Source organism: Pseudomonas sp. McL0111, from assembly GCF_052567255.1.
In genome coordinates this window covers 4,490,013-4,505,664 of record NZ_CP199585.1, presented here as the reverse complement: position 1 = coordinate 4,505,664, position 15,652 = coordinate 4,490,013, and the positions used below count along the sequence as shown (strand labels likewise).

General features: G+C 57.4%; 14 protein-coding genes. 10 read left to right on the top strand and 4 right to left on the bottom strand.

Annotated elements, in window-relative coordinates; translation table 11 throughout:
* The 5 genes from ACTWLJ_RS20525 to ACTWLJ_RS20505 all read left to right on the top strand — a co-directional run bounded on the left by ACTWLJ_RS20525 (position 1) and on the right by ACTWLJ_RS20505 (position 4,532).
* The gene (locus ACTWLJ_RS20525) at positions 1-573 is read left to right on the top strand and encodes an adhesin (RefSeq protein WP_401211375.1); all 573 of its coding nucleotides are present in this window, start codon (positions 1-3) and stop codon (positions 571-573) included.
* Between the two features lie 68 nt (positions 574-641).
* Positions 642-1,643 (top strand): heme utilization protein, encoded by a 1,002-nt coding sequence (locus tag ACTWLJ_RS20520; protein ID WP_445178219.1) that lies wholly within the window; start codon positions 642-644, stop codon positions 1,641-1,643.
* 64 nt (positions 1,644-1,707) lie between these two features.
* Complete coding sequence (locus tag ACTWLJ_RS20515) at positions 1,708-2,388, top strand: C39 family peptidase (RefSeq protein ID WP_401211370.1); 681 nt, start codon at positions 1,708-1,710, stop codon at positions 2,386-2,388.
* 44 nt (positions 2,389-2,432) lie between these two features.
* Positions 2,433-3,179, top strand: coding sequence for a hypothetical protein (locus ACTWLJ_RS20510; RefSeq protein ID WP_445178218.1), 747 nt, complete (start codon positions 2,433-2,435; stop codon positions 3,177-3,179).
* Positions 3,180-3,224: 45 nt separating this feature from the next.
* Positions 3,225-4,532, top strand: coding sequence for a hypothetical protein (locus ACTWLJ_RS20505; RefSeq protein WP_445178217.1), 1,308 nt, complete (start codon positions 3,225-3,227; stop codon positions 4,530-4,532).
* 93 nt (positions 4,533-4,625) lie between these two features.
* Here the strand turns inward: ACTWLJ_RS20505 and ACTWLJ_RS20500 are convergent, their stop codons facing one another.
* The gene (locus ACTWLJ_RS20500; protein ID WP_401211366.1) at positions 4,626-5,951 is read right to left on the bottom strand and encodes a sigma-54 dependent transcriptional regulator; all 1,326 of its coding nucleotides are present in this window, start codon (positions 5,949-5,951) and stop codon (positions 4,626-4,628) included.
* Between the two features lie 344 nt (positions 5,952-6,295).
* On the opposite strand from ACTWLJ_RS20500, the gene ACTWLJ_RS20495 reads away from it, so the two are divergent.
* From ACTWLJ_RS20495 to nhaB, 3 genes are all read left to right on the top strand, one after another.
* Positions 6,296-6,562, top strand: a complete 267-nt coding sequence (locus tag ACTWLJ_RS20495; protein ID WP_401211362.1) for a hypothetical protein — start codon at positions 6,296-6,298, stop codon at positions 6,560-6,562.
* Positions 6,563-6,838: 276 nt separating this feature from the next.
* Entirely contained in the window at positions 6,839-8,128 is a 1,290-nt protein-coding gene (locus ACTWLJ_RS20490; RefSeq protein WP_445178216.1) for a hypothetical protein, read from the top strand.
* Between the two features lie 75 nt (positions 8,129-8,203).
* Positions 8,204-9,706: a sodium/proton antiporter NhaB gene (gene nhaB, locus ACTWLJ_RS20485; protein ID WP_445178215.1), complete on the top strand. Its 1,503-nt coding sequence runs from the start codon at positions 8,204-8,206 to the stop codon at positions 9,704-9,706.
* Between the two features lie 122 nt (positions 9,707-9,828).
* On the opposite strand, the gene ACTWLJ_RS20480 is transcribed toward nhaB, so the two are convergent.
* Genes ACTWLJ_RS20480 through gnd form a run of 3 tightly spaced genes read right to left on the bottom strand, consistent with a single transcriptional unit; the run spans position 9,829 to position 13,147 of the window.
* A complete protein-coding gene (locus ACTWLJ_RS20480; RefSeq protein WP_445178214.1) occupies positions 9,829-10,650 on the bottom strand; it encodes an HAD family hydrolase in 822 nt (273 codons plus the stop codon).
* Positions 10,647-12,170: a glucose-6-phosphate dehydrogenase gene (gene zwf / locus ACTWLJ_RS20475; RefSeq protein WP_445178213.1), complete on the bottom strand. Its 1,524-nt coding sequence runs from the start codon at positions 12,168-12,170 to the stop codon at positions 10,647-10,649. The genes ACTWLJ_RS20480 and zwf overlap by 4 nt, the downstream gene beginning before the upstream one ends.
* Entirely contained in the window at positions 12,167-13,147 is a 981-nt protein-coding gene (gnd, locus tag ACTWLJ_RS20470) for a phosphogluconate dehydrogenase (NAD(+)-dependent, decarboxylating) (protein WP_445178212.1), read from the bottom strand. The genes zwf and gnd overlap by 4 nt, the downstream gene beginning before the upstream one ends.
* A gap of 273 nt (positions 13,148-13,420) precedes the next feature.
* Between gnd and ACTWLJ_RS20465 the strand changes: the two genes are divergently transcribed.
* On the top strand, positions 13,421-13,603 hold the full coding sequence (locus ACTWLJ_RS20465) for a DUF6026 family protein (protein WP_401211346.1): 183 nt from the start codon (positions 13,421-13,423) through the stop codon (positions 13,601-13,603).
* A 209-nt stretch (positions 13,604-13,812) separates the two neighbouring features.
* Entirely contained in the window at positions 13,813-15,570 is a 1,758-nt protein-coding gene (locus ACTWLJ_RS20460) for a phosphoethanolamine transferase CptA (protein WP_401211343.1), read from the top strand.
* The last annotated feature ends 82 nt before the right edge of the window (positions 15,571-15,652 follow it).

Below are 15,652 nucleotides of genomic sequence, written 5' to 3'. Positions count from 1 at the left end.
ATGAATCGCACACTGATCCTGCTCGCACTCCTCGGCTGCTCCAGCGCCATGGCTGACCCGAGCGCTCTGGACAACGCCAATATTCAGAACAGCGGCGTGCAATACAACGGCAACCTGAACATCAACCAGGCTGCCGGCGATCAACAGCAACAGACCAACACCCGCGCGATTGCCATCGGTACATCGGCCAGCGCCACCACCATCATTCAGCAAAAGATCAATACGCCCGCCGATCGAAACATCAATGCCAGCTCGACCATCGGTGGCACCTCTTTCAGTAACGGCAACGGCGTCCTGGGCGTGAACCAGGGTTCCGGCGCCAACAACCAAATGGCCAACGCCATGCGCATCAGCATCAGTGGTGCACCGCAAAGCGTTGACGATAGCGCCCTGTCCCAACAGAACGTGGCGCTTTTACCGAGCTCAGGAGCAACTGGTACCTCACCCGGCAGTCGCCAGGTCACCACAAGTGATCAGGCCTTCACCGGCAGCCGCGGGGTAATCCAGGTGAACCAGAGTGCCGGGGTGGGGAACCGAATGGCCAACACCCTGAGCATCCGGGTCGCAGACTGACCCAAATAAAAAGCAGTGCAATTAGAAAGTACCAACACTTAACCAACTAATAAGCACGGAGAAACACCATGAAAACTACAATGGCTCTCAAACCACTGGTTTTCGCTCTTGCAGCAGTTATGGCAATGGCAGCTCAAGCAGGCGGCAACGATCATGGTAACAACGGCGGTCATGGTCACCAGCCTCCTCCACCAAAAGGCCCTACCCTGGAAGAGCTGCTGCAAATCGGCGCAGGTGCCGGTGCCGCAGTACTCGACGTGCAAAGCAGCGGCGGCAATGCCGTGCTGAACCAGGGCACCCAAAACAACGCCAACATCAGCGGTTCGGCTAACGGTACCAACGGCAACGTCGGTATGAACAACACCGCTGGCGACGGTAACCAACAAGACAACGCTGCAGCTCTGGCGACTGCTGACGAAAGCTTCATCTTCGGCTCCGCGGTTTCTGCTTCAAGCGCCACCCAGGTCAACGCCAACAATGCTGTAGGCAACTACTCCAGTACTGCCAATGCCAGTCTGAACAACGTCGGTAACGGCGGTTCCGGCAACATCGGCGTGAACAACAGTGCCGGCAACTTCAACCAACAGAAAAACAACCTGGCAATCGCTGTGTCCGGTGGTCGTGTGGCTCAGGCTGCAGCTGCTGCCAACCAAAGCTCCTCTGGCCTGACTGTTGCGAACAACGGCACTCAGACCTTCAAAAAAGACACACTCACTGGCACTGTTGCCGCCGTCGGCGTGTTCGGCGCAGCCGGCACCGCAACCACCAAAGGTGACGATCATCACAGCGGTGGCGGCTATGGCAATGACGACAAAGGTCATGGCGGCAGTGGCGGTAGCCAGGACACCAAGTCTGACTTCGTTGCCGTGGGTGTCTTCGGTCTGGCTGGCGTAACCACTCAACAAGTGATGACCCCAGATGGCTGGAAAAACCCTGTGACCAACAACGCCAATATCTCTAACGTTGGTAACAACTTCTCCGGCAACGCTGGTTACAACAACGCTGCTGGTGTTGGTAACCAACAAAGCAACTCGCTGTCCATCGCCGCAGGTTGCAAAGCCTGCATGTAATCGCGATCGAAACGAAAGCCCCGGAAACGGGGCTTTTTCCTCAGTCCGCAAAGGCGTATCGATCATGCGTAAGACTGCCCTTATTGCCCTGCTTTGCCTGTCCGGCCTGACCCAGGCTGCGCAGATGCCCGTCGCTGCCCTGCCGGGTGGCACGCTCATCTACAAGAACGTGCAAAGCATTCGTGAGCGCAAGTTTTCCGACATCGTCGAACAGAAAACCGATTTCAGTTGCGGCGCCGCCGCACTGGCCACGGTGTTACGCCAGGGTTATTGGCTCGACGTCGATGAGGAGCACATCATCAAAGGCATGCTGGTCAATGCTGACCAGGACCTTGTTCGCACTCAAGGTTTTTCCATGCTGGACATGAAGCGCTATATCGAAAGCATCGGCATGCGCGCCAGGGGCTACAAAATCCCGCCGGATAAACTGGATGCTGTAACGATCCCGGTGGTGGTACTGATGGAAATTCGCGGCTACAAGCATTTCGTGGTGCTACAGCGTTCGGACAAGAATTGGGTTTACATCGGAGACCCGGTTCTAGGCCATAAACGTTATACCCATGATGACTTTGTCAAAGGTTGGAACGGTATCGTCTTCGCCATCGTCGGCCCCGGTTATGACAAAACCAATGCATTGCGCAGTCCACCGACACCGCTGACCGCGAAGAACAAGCTGGATAACTTCAACCCTGTCAGAGATGCCGAATTGATGGACTTCGGGTTCATACAGAGCGACTTCTTTTAATCGCCGATTATAAAGAATGGGACTGGATGTCCCGGGAGCAGCAGATGAAAACCTCATACTGGCTGGCCGCCGCCTGCCTGGCAGCGAGCGCGTCAGGCTATGCCAATGCAGGATTCAAACCTATTGAAGTACAGGACCAGGAGCTTTCCCAGCTGCGTGGTCGGTATGTGATGCCGGGGCGGATTATCAGCTTCGGCATTGTCATGAGCAGTACCTGGCGCAACGCCAGCGGTGATTTGATCGGGGCTGCGACCTCGATGCAGCTACAGGCTTCAACCATCAAACCTGAATTCTATGTCTCGACCATCAAGGAACATGGCAACGGCACCACGCCAGACGTGGGTACCGGCAACATCATTGGTGGTGCGGGACTCAACAGCTCGCAAGGCGTGACGCAAAGCGTGCGTGCCGCAGGCGACGGCAACACCGCCAGCAACAACGTCGCAATCAATGTCTCGGAGGCCAATCAGCCCCCTGCAATCGTACCCGCACAGGGACAAGCACTAATGGCTGGTCAAACCATCGGTGGCAGCAACGCCGCCGGCAGCGTGGCAGTTTCGGCCACCAACGGTGGCGTACAAATGGCCATTCAGGCGTCCGGAAATCAAGGTACCGCCCTGCAACAGGTCGCTCAAGGCGGATTGCTGCAAAACACCCGTCTGCTGGGCAGCGCCAACGTGGTCAACAACATGACTCAACTCAACGTCGTACTGAACAATAACGGCATTAGCGCCGGCGCACTGGACTGCAACCTGAGTCAACTCAGGGCACTACGCAATATCGGATATTGAACTACGCTGAGTCTCGATCATTGGGCTTAAAGGGACGGCTTATTCATGTATCGATCAGTACCACTGCGCGCAGCTTTATGTTTGAGCACTCTTCTACCGGCGGCAATGCTCCAAGCAGCACCTGACGCTGATGTAGAGACCCTGAAACAGGAACTATTGGAGCTTAAGCAGCGATACGAAGTACAACAAAAAGCCCTGGCGGTCCTCGAGCAACGAGTCCGTCAGGTTGAAGATCAGCCAGCCGCTCCTCAACCAAAACGTCTGGCAAAATCGCCAGCCGACTTGAAGGGCAATCCAAAAGTGGCCACAGGGACCGGGGCCGCAGCAGCGTCGGGGGGCGCAGCCGGGGGAAGTGGCGCCTCTTACGGTCAGTCGCTGGCCGACGATTCGCAACCGGCGCAGAGCGTGTCCAACCTTTATGACGAGGCCAGCGGCTTCTTCGGCGGCGGCAAGTTCAGCTTTGAGACCGGCGTAACCTACTCGCGTTATGACACCCGTCAGTTGATCCTCAACGGGTTCCTGGCGCTGGACTCGATTTTCCTCGGCAACATCAACCTTGACCGGATCAAGGCTGACACCTGGACACTCGACCTCACCGGCCGCTACAACTTCGACAACCGCTGGCAGTTCGATCTGAACGTGCCTGTGGTCTACCGTGATTCGACGTATCAGTCCGGCGGCGGCAACGGCGGCGCCTCCAACGTCACCACCGAACAGGACGTGTCACGCGACCCGACCATCGGCGACGTCAACTTCGGCATCGCCTACAAGTTCCTCGACGAGTCGGCCAATACCCCGGACGCCGTGGTTACCTTGCGCGTCAAGGCACCGACCGGCAAGGACCCGTTCGGTATCAAACTGCGTCAGACCGATGCCAACTCCAACCTGTTCGTGCCTGATACCCTGCCGACCGGCAACGGTGTCTGGTCCGTTACCCCAGGTATCTCGCTGGTCAAGACGTTTGACCCGGCCGTACTGTTCGGCAGTCTGTCCTACACCCACAACCTGGAAGAGTCGTTTGACGACATCAGTTCCACGGTCAACCAGAAAACCCCGGGCAAAGTACAGATCGGCGACAGCTTCCAGATTGGCGCTGGTATCGCTTTTGCACTGAACGAGAAGATGAGTATGTCGTTCTCGGTGTCTGACTTGGTGCAGCGCAAGAGCAAGTTGAAACAGGATGGCGGTGATTGGCAGTCGGTGGTTTCCAGTGATGCCAACGCGGGTTACTTCAACGTCGGCATGACCATTGCCGCCACTGATAACCTGACCATCGTGCCCAACCTGTCCATCGGCATGACTGATGATGCACCGGACTTTTCCTTCAGCCTGAAATTCCCGTACTACTTCTAAAAGGCAGATCAAAAGATCGCAGCCTTCGGCAACTCCTGCATCGGGTTTGTATACACCCTGTAGGAGTTGCCGAAGGCTGCGATCTTTTGCTTTTCAGCGGATTTGATGTTTATGCAACAACCGATAAAACGTCGGCCGCGAGACCCCAAGCACTTTCGCCGCGATGCTGAGATTGTCACTGTGCCGATTCAACACATCACACAGCGCCTGGCGTTCCGCGCGAGTCTTGTAGTCTTCAAGGGTGCCCATCGGAGTCGCGATCGAATGCTGGCTGATCAGCCCGAGATCCCGCGCCTCGATCTGCCGACCTTCGGCCAGCACCAGCCCCCGACGCACACGGTTCGCCAGTTCGCGAACATTGCCGGGCCAGTCATGTTTACCCATGGCAATCAGGGCATCTTCACTGAAGCTGCGCGGTCTGCGCCCGGTTTCATGGCTGTAGAAATGCGAGAAATGGTTGGCCAGCATCGATAGATCGCCATGCCGTTCACGCAAGGGCGCAGTAACTACCTGCAAGACATTCAGTCGGTAATACAGATCTTCGCGAAAACGTTTCTTCTCGATGGCAGCTTCAAGATCGACGTGGGTTGCCGCGAGCACTCGCACATCGACCGGAATCGGCTGACTGCCGCCCACACGTTCGATGTGTTTTTCCTGGAGGAAACGCAGCAGATTGGCCTGCAGTTCCAGCGGCAGATCACCGATTTCATCGAGAAACAGCGTGCCACCGTTGGCCGCCTCGATACGCCCGACTTTGCGCTGGTGCGCACCGGTGAATGCGCCCTTTTCGTGGCCGAATAACTCTGACTGAATCAGATGTTCAGGGATCGCCCCGCAATTGATTGCTACGAACGGCTTGCTGTGACGCTGGGATTGACGGTGCAACGTGCGCGCGACCAGTTCTTTGCCGGTACCGCTTTCACCACGGATCAACACCGGGGATTCAGTCGGCGCCAATTTACTCAATAACTTGCGCAGTTCGCGGATCGGTTTGCTGTCACCGAGCAACTCATGCTCTGGCTGATCAACGTGAATCGTGCCCTGCCCGCGCAAACGGGCCATGCCGAAGGCTCGGCCAAGGGTTACTTGTACCCGCGAGACATCAAACGGCAAGGTGTGGAAATCGAAAAACCACTCGCAAACAAAGTCGCCGACGTTCTGCAAGCGCAGGACTTCCTGATTCAACACGGCGATCCATTCGGTGCCGCTGCGGCTGATCAGTTCCTTGACCGCTTCGGGACGTTCGAGGTGAAAAGGCTGTAATCGCAACAAGCCGACATCACAACTGCGGTCGGCAGCATTTTCCAGAGTACAACTGTCGACATCCCAGCCTACCGCGCGTAATCCGGGCAATAGGCGGTGACAGTCGTCGCAGGGATCGACCACCAATAAACGTCGTAACGCAGGCGCTTCGCTCATGACTGTTCCTTGGCGCCAAATTTAAGGAAATGAGTGTAAAAACAGTCATTTGGCTCACCTGGCTGTAACATTAGCAAGATTTTGACAGTGCCTTGTATCGTTTGCTTATAGGTGTACAAGCTATTGAGTTATAAGTAGCTTCTTTGTTAGTTAGCTATCGACTCGAATCTTTCATCCAGCTTTCAAAAACTGTCGGAAAACTGAGTATATGAAAGAAAGTTGAAATTTCTTTCGCCTGAGTGTGACCCGCCACCGGGTTGCGTGCATCAGTACAAGTATCCAGCCGAACGGTAAGCCCAACCGACGGCACATCACTTGATTGGGCACTACAGAGAGAAGACCCCATGACCGCCCCGCTCCGTATCAACGAAGCTCTTATGATTGCCAACCACGCATTTGAACCGTTCCAATGCGTAGCCTGGGCCCCACAAGACGGCAATGGCGAACTGAACCTGAGCGTCATCGACCGTACCAACTCGCATATCGGACGTACAAAAATTCCGAGCAGCGCCTATTCCGATCCAGCGCAACTTGAACTGCTGTTGCAGCAAGCCCGCGCCGAACTGAGCAAAGAAGGCCACCAACTGCAATCGTGGTCGATGCCACATTGATCGAAACCTAAAGCGGATGACTTTTTAGTCATCCGCTTTTTAGTTGGCAAATCCTTATTGATCTTCCGCACTTCTGTATAACTTCCTCCCACCGATTCGCGGCTTATTGCTTGGCAGGCTTGCGATTGGTTCAAAAAGACACTGTTCTGGCACAGTCTGACCCTCCACCTGTTAGTTATGTCAGTTGTAGTTCGGTGTATTCAGGCGTTGAATGTTCCGCTCATGCAGTTACTCACTCGGTTCCCGGGTCGGGCCAACTTGCAAGGAGAGGCATGCATGTCCACCCAGAACGCCTACGCACTCCCGACGCTAGCGAATAACGCCGGACAACTAGACAAACGATTTGCCAATACCGGCGTTGCCCAGGTGTATTTCGCCGGCAGTGTGTCCAGCATGACTCAGGGTGTTGCCCTGGACCCGCAAGGACGCGTACTGGTCGCCGCCAAAGTCGGCACCGCCGAAGGCAGCCGTTTCGGACTTGCCCGCCTGCTGGCTGATGGTTCGGCTGATCTGGGTTTCGGTCACCAGGGCAGCGTGATCGGCGAGTTCGCTCGGGGTTTCGAAGCCATGGCTGGCAAAGTGCAGGTGTTGCCTGACGGAAGAATCCTGCTGGCCGGCCTGCATTATGAAAATGCTCACCGCACCCTGCCCGCCCTCGCCATGTTCGATGATCGCGGTTTTCCCGACCAGTCATTTGGCGACAACGGTCGACTGGTTGTGCGCCTGCCGGGCGACTTGTCCATGGGAACTCGCGATGTCTGGTTGCCGCCGGGGGTTCCGGGCGCCGAGGCCTGTGATATTGCCGTGCAGCCCGACGGACACATCCTGCTGATCGCCAACCACCACTTCGAATTGGCCGACCATGCCGGCATGCTGATCCGCCTGACCCCAGACGGTAGCCTCGACAACACTTTCAACGGCCGCGGCTTCGTGATGATCCGTCATTTGCTGCTCAATACCTGGCTCAACAGTCTTTTATTACAGGACGACGGCCGCATTATTGTTGCCGGCTCCATCGACTTCCCGCAGCAAGGCCTGGTGGCGCGTTATATGCCGGATGGACGTCTTGACGAGCGCTTTGCTGAGGACGGCTTCATGGCGTTCACCGCGCGCGGCAAAAGTGCTCAGGTCAGTCAGGTCATCGAATCCATGGAACATCTGCATTGTTTCGGCAGCAGCCGCGACCCGATACGCTGCCTGTCGCTAAGCCTGCACCTTAATGGTCGAACGGAACTGCACAGCAACCATGGCCATCCGCAGCTGTTGGATATCGGCCCCAGCGGCTGCCAATGGAGCGCCGCCCAACGCATGGCTGACGGCCGAATCTTGGCGGTCGGCGCGACGATTGGCGGGGTCGAAGCAGACTTCATCGTTGCTCGATATCTGGCCGACGGCGCGCTCGATACAAGCTTCGGCAACGGACACGGCTGGTTGCGCACGCGTCTGGGCCGTAGCCTCGATACCGCCAACTCACTGGCAGTGCAACCGGGAGGCGAAATCCTGGTCGGCGGTTATTCGCTCGATGGCAACTACCGGGCAATGGTTGCGCGCTATCTGAATCGATAGCGGAATACTTGCTGTACTTGAACTTGTTCGAAAGTTACGGCAACTTGCGCGCTTCTTAAAGATAAGGAGCAGCCGATGTCCGGCTCAATCGCCCAGGCGTTCGCGCACAACTTTCTTGGGCACTCGCCCCGCTGGTACAAGGCGTGCATCGTCGGGTTCCTGATCCTCAATGCGCTGGTGCTATGGACGGTCGGTCCGGTGGCGGCCGGCTGGCTGCTGGTGATCGAGTTCATCTTCACCCTCGCAATGGCGCTCAAATGCTACCCGCTGATGCCCGGTGGCTTGCTGTTGATCGAAGCGCTGCTGCTGAAGATGACCACGCCGCAGGCGCTTTACGATGAGCTGCTGCATAACTTCCCGGTAATCCTGCTGCTGATGTTCATGGTGGCCGGCATCTACTTCATGAAGGATCTGCTGCTGTTTTTGTTCTCGCGGCTGCTGCTCGGCGTGCGTTCCAAGGCAATTCTGGCGTTGATGTTTTGTTTCCTGTCGGCGTTTCTATCGGCATTTCTTGATGCGCTGACCGTGACGGCGGTGATCATCAGTGCTGCTGTCGGCTTCTATTCGGTTTATCACCGTGTCGCCTCGGGTAACGATCCGCGACAGGACAGCGAATTCAGCGACGATCAGCACCTGCCAACCCTGCACCACGAAGACCTCGAACAGTTCCGCGCCTTTCTGCGCAGCCTGCTGATGCATGGCGCGGTCGGTACAGCGCTCGGAGGTGTGTGCACGCTGGTGGGCGAGCCGCAGAATCTGTTGATCGGCCACGAAATGGGCTGGCACTTCGCTGAGTTCTTCCTGAAAGTCGCCCCGGTTTCCCTGCCGGTGCTGGTCGCCGGTCTGGTGACCTGTGTGCTGCTGGAGAAACTGCGCTGGTTCGGCTACGGCACGCTGCTGCCGGACAACGTGCGCGCCGTGCTAGCCAACTACGCCGAAGAAGACAACGCCGAACGCACACCGCGCCAACGCGCCGCGCTGCTGGTGCAAGGCGCCGCTGCGCTGATCCTGATTGCCGGGCTGGCGTTCCATATCGCTGAAGTCGGCCTGATCGGCCTGATGGTGATCGTGTTGATCACCGCGTTTACCGGCATCACCGACGAGCATCGTCTCGGCAGTGCGTTCAAGGACGCCATGCCATTCACTGCGCTGCTGGTGGTGTTCTTTGCGGTGGTTGCGGTGATTCACGATCAACAACTGTTTGTGCCGTTGATCCAGTGGGTGCTGGCTCTGCCGCCAGATCAGCAACCGGGCATGCTGTTTATTGCCAACGGCTTGCTTTCGGCGATCAGCGACAACGTGTTTGTCGCGACGATCTACATCACCGAAGTTAAACAGGCGTTCCTCAACGGCCACATGAGCCGTGAGCATTTCGAAACGCTGGCGATTGCGATCAACACCGGCACCAACCTGCCGAGCGTCGCCACGCCGAATGGTCAGGCTGCTTTCCTGTTCCTGCTGACGTCGGCGATTGCGCCGCTGGTGCGTTTGTCGTACGGGCGGATGGTGTGGATGGCGGTGCCGTACACCGTGGTGATGGGCTTGTTGGGCTGGTATGCAGTGAGTTACTGGCTGTAACTGCACTGGATAAAATTGTGGGAGCTAGCCTGCTAGCGATTCGGGCGTGTCAGACAAGCTATCTGTCGAATGACACACCGCAATCGCTAGCAGGCTAACTCCCACATTTGTTTTGTGGTGCGTTAGTGACGCAGGATGTACTTCTCGATGGCTTGGGCGACACCGTCCTCGGTGTTTGGCCCGGTGACCACGTCAGCCTGACGCTGCACCGCGTCCTCTGCCTGGCCCATGGCAATCGACAACCCCGCGCAATGAAACATCGCCGGGTCGTTGCCGCCGTCGCCAATCGCCGCCGTCTGTTCCAGCGGCACGCCCAGGTATTCGGCGATTGTCGCCAGCGCCGCGCCCTTGTTGGCCTCCAGCGCCGTGACGTCGAGATACACCGGTTGCGAACGCGACACCTGCGCCAGACCATTGACCTTCGGCAGCAACTGCGCCTCCAGTTCGATCAGCAACTCGGTGTTGTTGCTGGTAGCGACGATCTTGTCAATCCGTTCCAGATACGGCTCGAAGCTCTCAACCACCACTGGCGGATAACCGAGCCCGTGTTGTTCACGCGGGACCATCGGCCCATGGGGGTCCTTCAGCAGCCAGTCACCACCACTGAACACCCAGATTTCAACGTCCGGTTGATCAACGAACAGCGCCAGTGCCGTCAGAGCCGCAGCGACCGGCAGATAATGTGCGACCAGTAGCGTGCCGTCGGGGTTGACGATGGTCCCGCCATTAAACGCTGCCGTCGGCAAATCAACGCCCAAGGCTTCGATCTGCTGCAGCATGGCCTTGGGCGGTCGCCCGGTAGCCAGGCTGAAAAACACCCCCGCCTCGCGCAATGCACGAATTGCGTCAATGGTGCGCTGGCTCAGGCTGTGATCGGGCAACAGCAACGTGCCGTCCATGTCACTGAGCAGAAAACGGATGGGTTGCTTCGGCAAGTTACTCATCCCAGACCATGCCAGACGCGACCATCGCGAGTCAGCAGGTCTTCAGCCGCTTGCGGGCCATCGTCACCGGCCGCATAGCTTTGCACGCTCGCGTCCTGCTGCCAGGCATCGAGGAACGGTTGTACGGCGCGCCAGCCGTTCTCGATGTTGTCGGCGCGCTGGAACAGCGTCTGATCGCCTGTCAGGCAATCGTAGATCAGGGTTTCGTAGCCGGTGGACGGCTGCATCTCGAAGAAGTCCTTGTAGGCAAATCCCAGCTCGATGTTGGCCATGTTCAACGCCGGCCCGGGACGCTTGGCCAGCAGGTCGAACCACATGCCTTCGTTGGGCTGGATCTGGATACGCAGATAGGTCGGCTGCAACTCATCGACCTCGGTATCGCGGAACTGCGCATACGGCGCCGGCTTGAAGCAGATGACGATCTCGGTGTCACGCACGCTCATGCGTTTGCCAGTGCGCAGATAGAACGGCACGCCGACCCAGCGCCAGTTATCGATCATGACTTTGAGCGCGACGTAGGTTTCGGTGCTGCTGTCAGGCGCGACGTTGGGTTCCTGGCGGTAACCGGTCAGCGGCTTGCCATCGACTTCACCGGCACTGTATTGGCCGCGAACCGAGTTGGCTCGCGCTTCTTCGGTGGTCCATGGGCGAATCGCGCCGACTACTTTGGCCTTCTCGCCACGTACCGCATCGGCGCCGAACGCGGCCGGCGGTTCCATCGCGACCATCGCCAGCAACTGGAACAGGTGATTGGGCACCATGTCGCGCAATGCACCGGTGTGTTCGTAAAAACTGCCACGGGTTTCGACGCCGACGGTTTCGGCGGCGGTGATTTGTACGTGGTCGATGTAATGATTGTTCCAGAAGGCTTCGAACAGGCTGTTGGAAAACCGGCTGACCAGAATGTTCTGTACGGTTTCCTTGCCCAGGTAATGGTCGATCCGGTAGATCTGCTTCTCGCTCATCACCTTGAGCAGACAGGCGTTCAACGCCTCGGCGGTGTGCAAGTCGGAGCCGAATGGCTTCTCGATCACCACCCTTCTGAACGCTTCCGGGGTTTCTTCGAGCAAACCGGCGGAGCCGAGACGGCGCACCACTTCACTGAAGAACCGTGGCGCGGTGGCCAGATAGAACACCGCATTGCCCGTGCCGCTGTCGGCGATTTTCGCCGCCAGCGCTGAATAAGTGCTGTCATCCAGGAAATCGCCCTGAACGTAGCTGATGCCTTTGGCGAGCTTGGCCCACAAGGCCGGATCAAGCATCTGATCGCCCTTGCCGACCTTCGCCGCGACTTCGGTACGGATGAAATCTTCGAGCTTCTGCGCGAAGGCTTCATCGGTAATGGCGTTGTGGTCAACGCCGATGATCCGCAGGCCATCGTCAAGCAGGCCGTCGCGACTCAGGTTGTACAGCGCCGGCATCAGCAAGCGCTTGACCAGGTCACCGTGAGCACCGAACAGAAACAGCGTGGTCGGTGGTGCGGGTTCTGCCTTGGATTTCCTGCGGATCGTATGGGTCATTTTTTCGGTGTCTCCACATGGCCGCCGAAGCCGAAGCGCTGGGCTGAAAGGACTTTGTCGCCAAACGTGCCCTGACCACGCGAACGGTAGCGAGAGAACAGCGAGTTCGACAGCACCGGTACCGGCACTGCTTGTTCCATGGCCGCTTCGATGGTCCATTGACCTTCGCCGCTGTCCGCGACGGAACCGGAGAAACCGTCGAGTTTCGGATCGCTGGCCAATGCATCGGCGGTCAGGTCGAGCAACCACGACGAAACCACACTGCCGCGACGCCAGACTTCGGCGATGTCGGCCACGTTCAGATCAAAACGCTGATCTTCCGGCAGACGTTTGCTGGACTTGGTCTTGAGAATGTCGAAACCTTCGGCGAACGCCGCCATCATCCCGTACTCGATGCCGTTGTGAATCATCTTCACAAAGTGCCCGGCACCGGCAGGGCCGGCATGAATGTAGCCATGCTCGGCGCGATGGTCGTCGGACTTGCGGTCCTTGGTGCGCGGAATGTCGCCCATGCCCGGCGCCAGTGCAGCGAACAGCGGATCAAGACGGCTGACGGTTTCGGCATCGCCGCCGATCATCATGCAGTAGCCGCGCTCCAGGCCCCAGACGCCGCCGGAAGTACCGACGTCAATGTAATGCAGGCCCTTCTCGGCCAGGGTCTTGGCCCGACGAATATCATCCTTATAGTTGGTGTTGCCGCCGTCGATGATGGTGTCACCGGCTTCAAGCAGATTGCTCAGGGTTTCGATGGTGTCTTCGGTCGGCGCGCCGGCCGGCAGCATGACCCAGACCGCACGCGGCTTGGTCAGACCGGCAACCAGTGCCGGCAGATCGGAAACGCCTGTAGAGCCCTCGGCGGCCAGGGTGTCGACAAAGGCGGTATTGCGGTCGAAAACAACGGTGCTGTGACCGTTGAGCATCAGACGCCGTGCAATATTGCCGCCCATGCGGCCCAGTCCAATAATCCCGAGTTGCATGTGCTGATGCTCCTTACTACAAATAAATGTGTGTCAATGGTTATAGCCCAACGCGACTAATGGAGGTTAGTCCAGAGCGTTGCGATGAAGTTTCCGGGCATTGTGCCCGATCCAGACTGATAACGTCGGGAATCGTGCCGAAGACACACCGACCATGAAAAATAAAAAAGTTCCATTCATGGACAAAAGAAATCAAAATTGGCGCCGATAGTAAGTCAGCACCCCAAATCGGGGGCGATTTACAGTTGATGCACGCCATTTGCGAGGTGAGCAATGGGCACAGTACACACAGCAATGCCTCCACAGACTTTGTACGTCACGATCCGTCGCGATGAATTGCGCCAGTTGAAAGACGAGCGTGACCAGTTAAAGCAAGAACTCGCGCAACTGCGCCTGATGATGCACGGCGAGCAGCCCAAGCCGCTTCCGGTCGTCCAGCGTCACCCGCACGCCTGATCCTCGCCTGATTCGGGAACAGCACTGCCTGTTCCCGACATGATTCACCCCTGCCCGCTCAGCTCAATTAACAAATTTTTCACATTCGCTTGCGGATACTTCGACCCCATTCTGGCCGTACCTTTGCGTACGGCTTTCGTTCGTCGGCTTCATGCTCTGGTTTCAAGAAGCGTTCCGGCGGGTTTGTCTTGTAATAGCTGGAGTGCTGAATGGCATTGTTCAAACGCAGCAAATCGACTGCGGCAGGTTTCGACTGGGCCGGTCTGATTTGGCTGTTCGTCTTCTTCTGGTATTTCTCCGGTATCACTCAACTGCTGATCCAGCTGACCGGCACCTCCGGTTTCAGTGGATTCCGTCAGGCGTTCTTCATGAGCGCGCTGTGGCTCGCGCCGATGCTGCTGTTCCCCAAGCGTACCAAGTTGCTGGCCGCAATAATCGGCGTGGTGCTGTGGGCCTGCTCGATGGCCAGCCTGGGTTACTTCTTCATCTATCAGCAGGAATTTTCCCAGAGCGTCATCTTCATCATGTTCGAGTCGAACATTTCTGAAGCTGGCGAGTATATGACCCAGTATTTCGCCTGGTGGATGATCCCGGCGTTCCTCGCGCATACCGTGTTCGCCTACTTCCTGTGGACCCGCCTGCGTCCGGTGTACATGCCTCGTGGCCGCGCATGGGTCGCGGCCACGGCGATTGTGATCGCTGTGGTTGGTTATCCGCTGGTCAAGCAAACAATGCGCATGGGCTCCTTCGCTCAGGGTTTCGAAAAGTTTGAAACCCGCATCGAGCCAGCGGTGCCTTGGCAAATGGCCGTGGCCTATCACCGTTACGTTGATACTCTGGCCGATATGCAGGACATGCTGCACAGCGCGAGCAAGATTCCACCGCTGCATAACCTCAAGGATGCCGGCGCCAATCAGCCTGCCACCCTGGTGCTGGTCATCGGTGAGTCGACCAACCGTCAACGCATGAGCCTTTACGGTTATCCGCGAGAGACCACGCCGGAACTCGACAAGCTCAAGGATCAACTGGCGGTGTTCGACAATGTCGTCACCCCGCGTCCTTACACGATTGAAGCGCTGCAGCAGGTTCTGACTTTCGCCGACGAAGAGAATCCGGACCTGTATCTGTCCACTCCGTCGCTGGTCAGCATGATGAAACAGGCAGGTTACAAGACCTTCTGGATCACCAACCAGCAGACCATGACCAAGCGCAACACCATGCTCACGACCTTTTCCGAACAGGCCGATGAACAGGTGTACCTGAACAACAACCGTAATCAGAACGCCGCGCAGTACGACGGTGATGTGATCGAGCCATTCAACAAGGCCCTGACCGATCCGGCGCCACGCAAACTGATCGTCGTGCATCTGCTCGGTACTCACATGAGCTACCAGTACCGTTATCCGCCGACTTTCGACAAGTTCCAGAATCGCGACGGCGTACCGGCCGGTGTGCGTGATGACCAGGTGCCGACCTACAACAGCTACGACAACGCGGTGCTGTACAACGATTTCGTGGTTTCCAGCCTGATCAAGGATTACGCCAAATCCGATCCGAATGGTTTCCTGTTGTACCTCTCCGACCACGGTGAAGACGTGTTCGACTCGGTCGGTCATAACACCCTGGGTCGTAACGAGAACAAGCCGACCGCGCCGATGTACACCATCCCGTTCATGGCCTGGGCCTCGCCGAAGTGGCGTGAAACCCATAACTGGAACCTTGCCGGTGATCTGCAACGACCTTACAGCAGCTCGCATCTGATCCACACCTGGGCGGATCTGGCGGGTTTGAGCTTCGATGAGCTGGATCACAGCAAAAGCGTGGTCAGCGACAGCTTCAAAGCTCGTCCACTGCTGATCGGCAACCCGTATGAACGCGAACAACGCGCCTTGATCGACTTCAGCCTGATGAAGCCGAAGAAGGCGGAAACACCCGCAACACCGGCCCCCGGGGTCGCGCAAAAGTAAAACCGACAAGGGGCTGAAAGGCCCCTTTTTCATGCCTTGAAACTTCCACAAATAATAATATTTCTCGTTTGTTACTAAATCG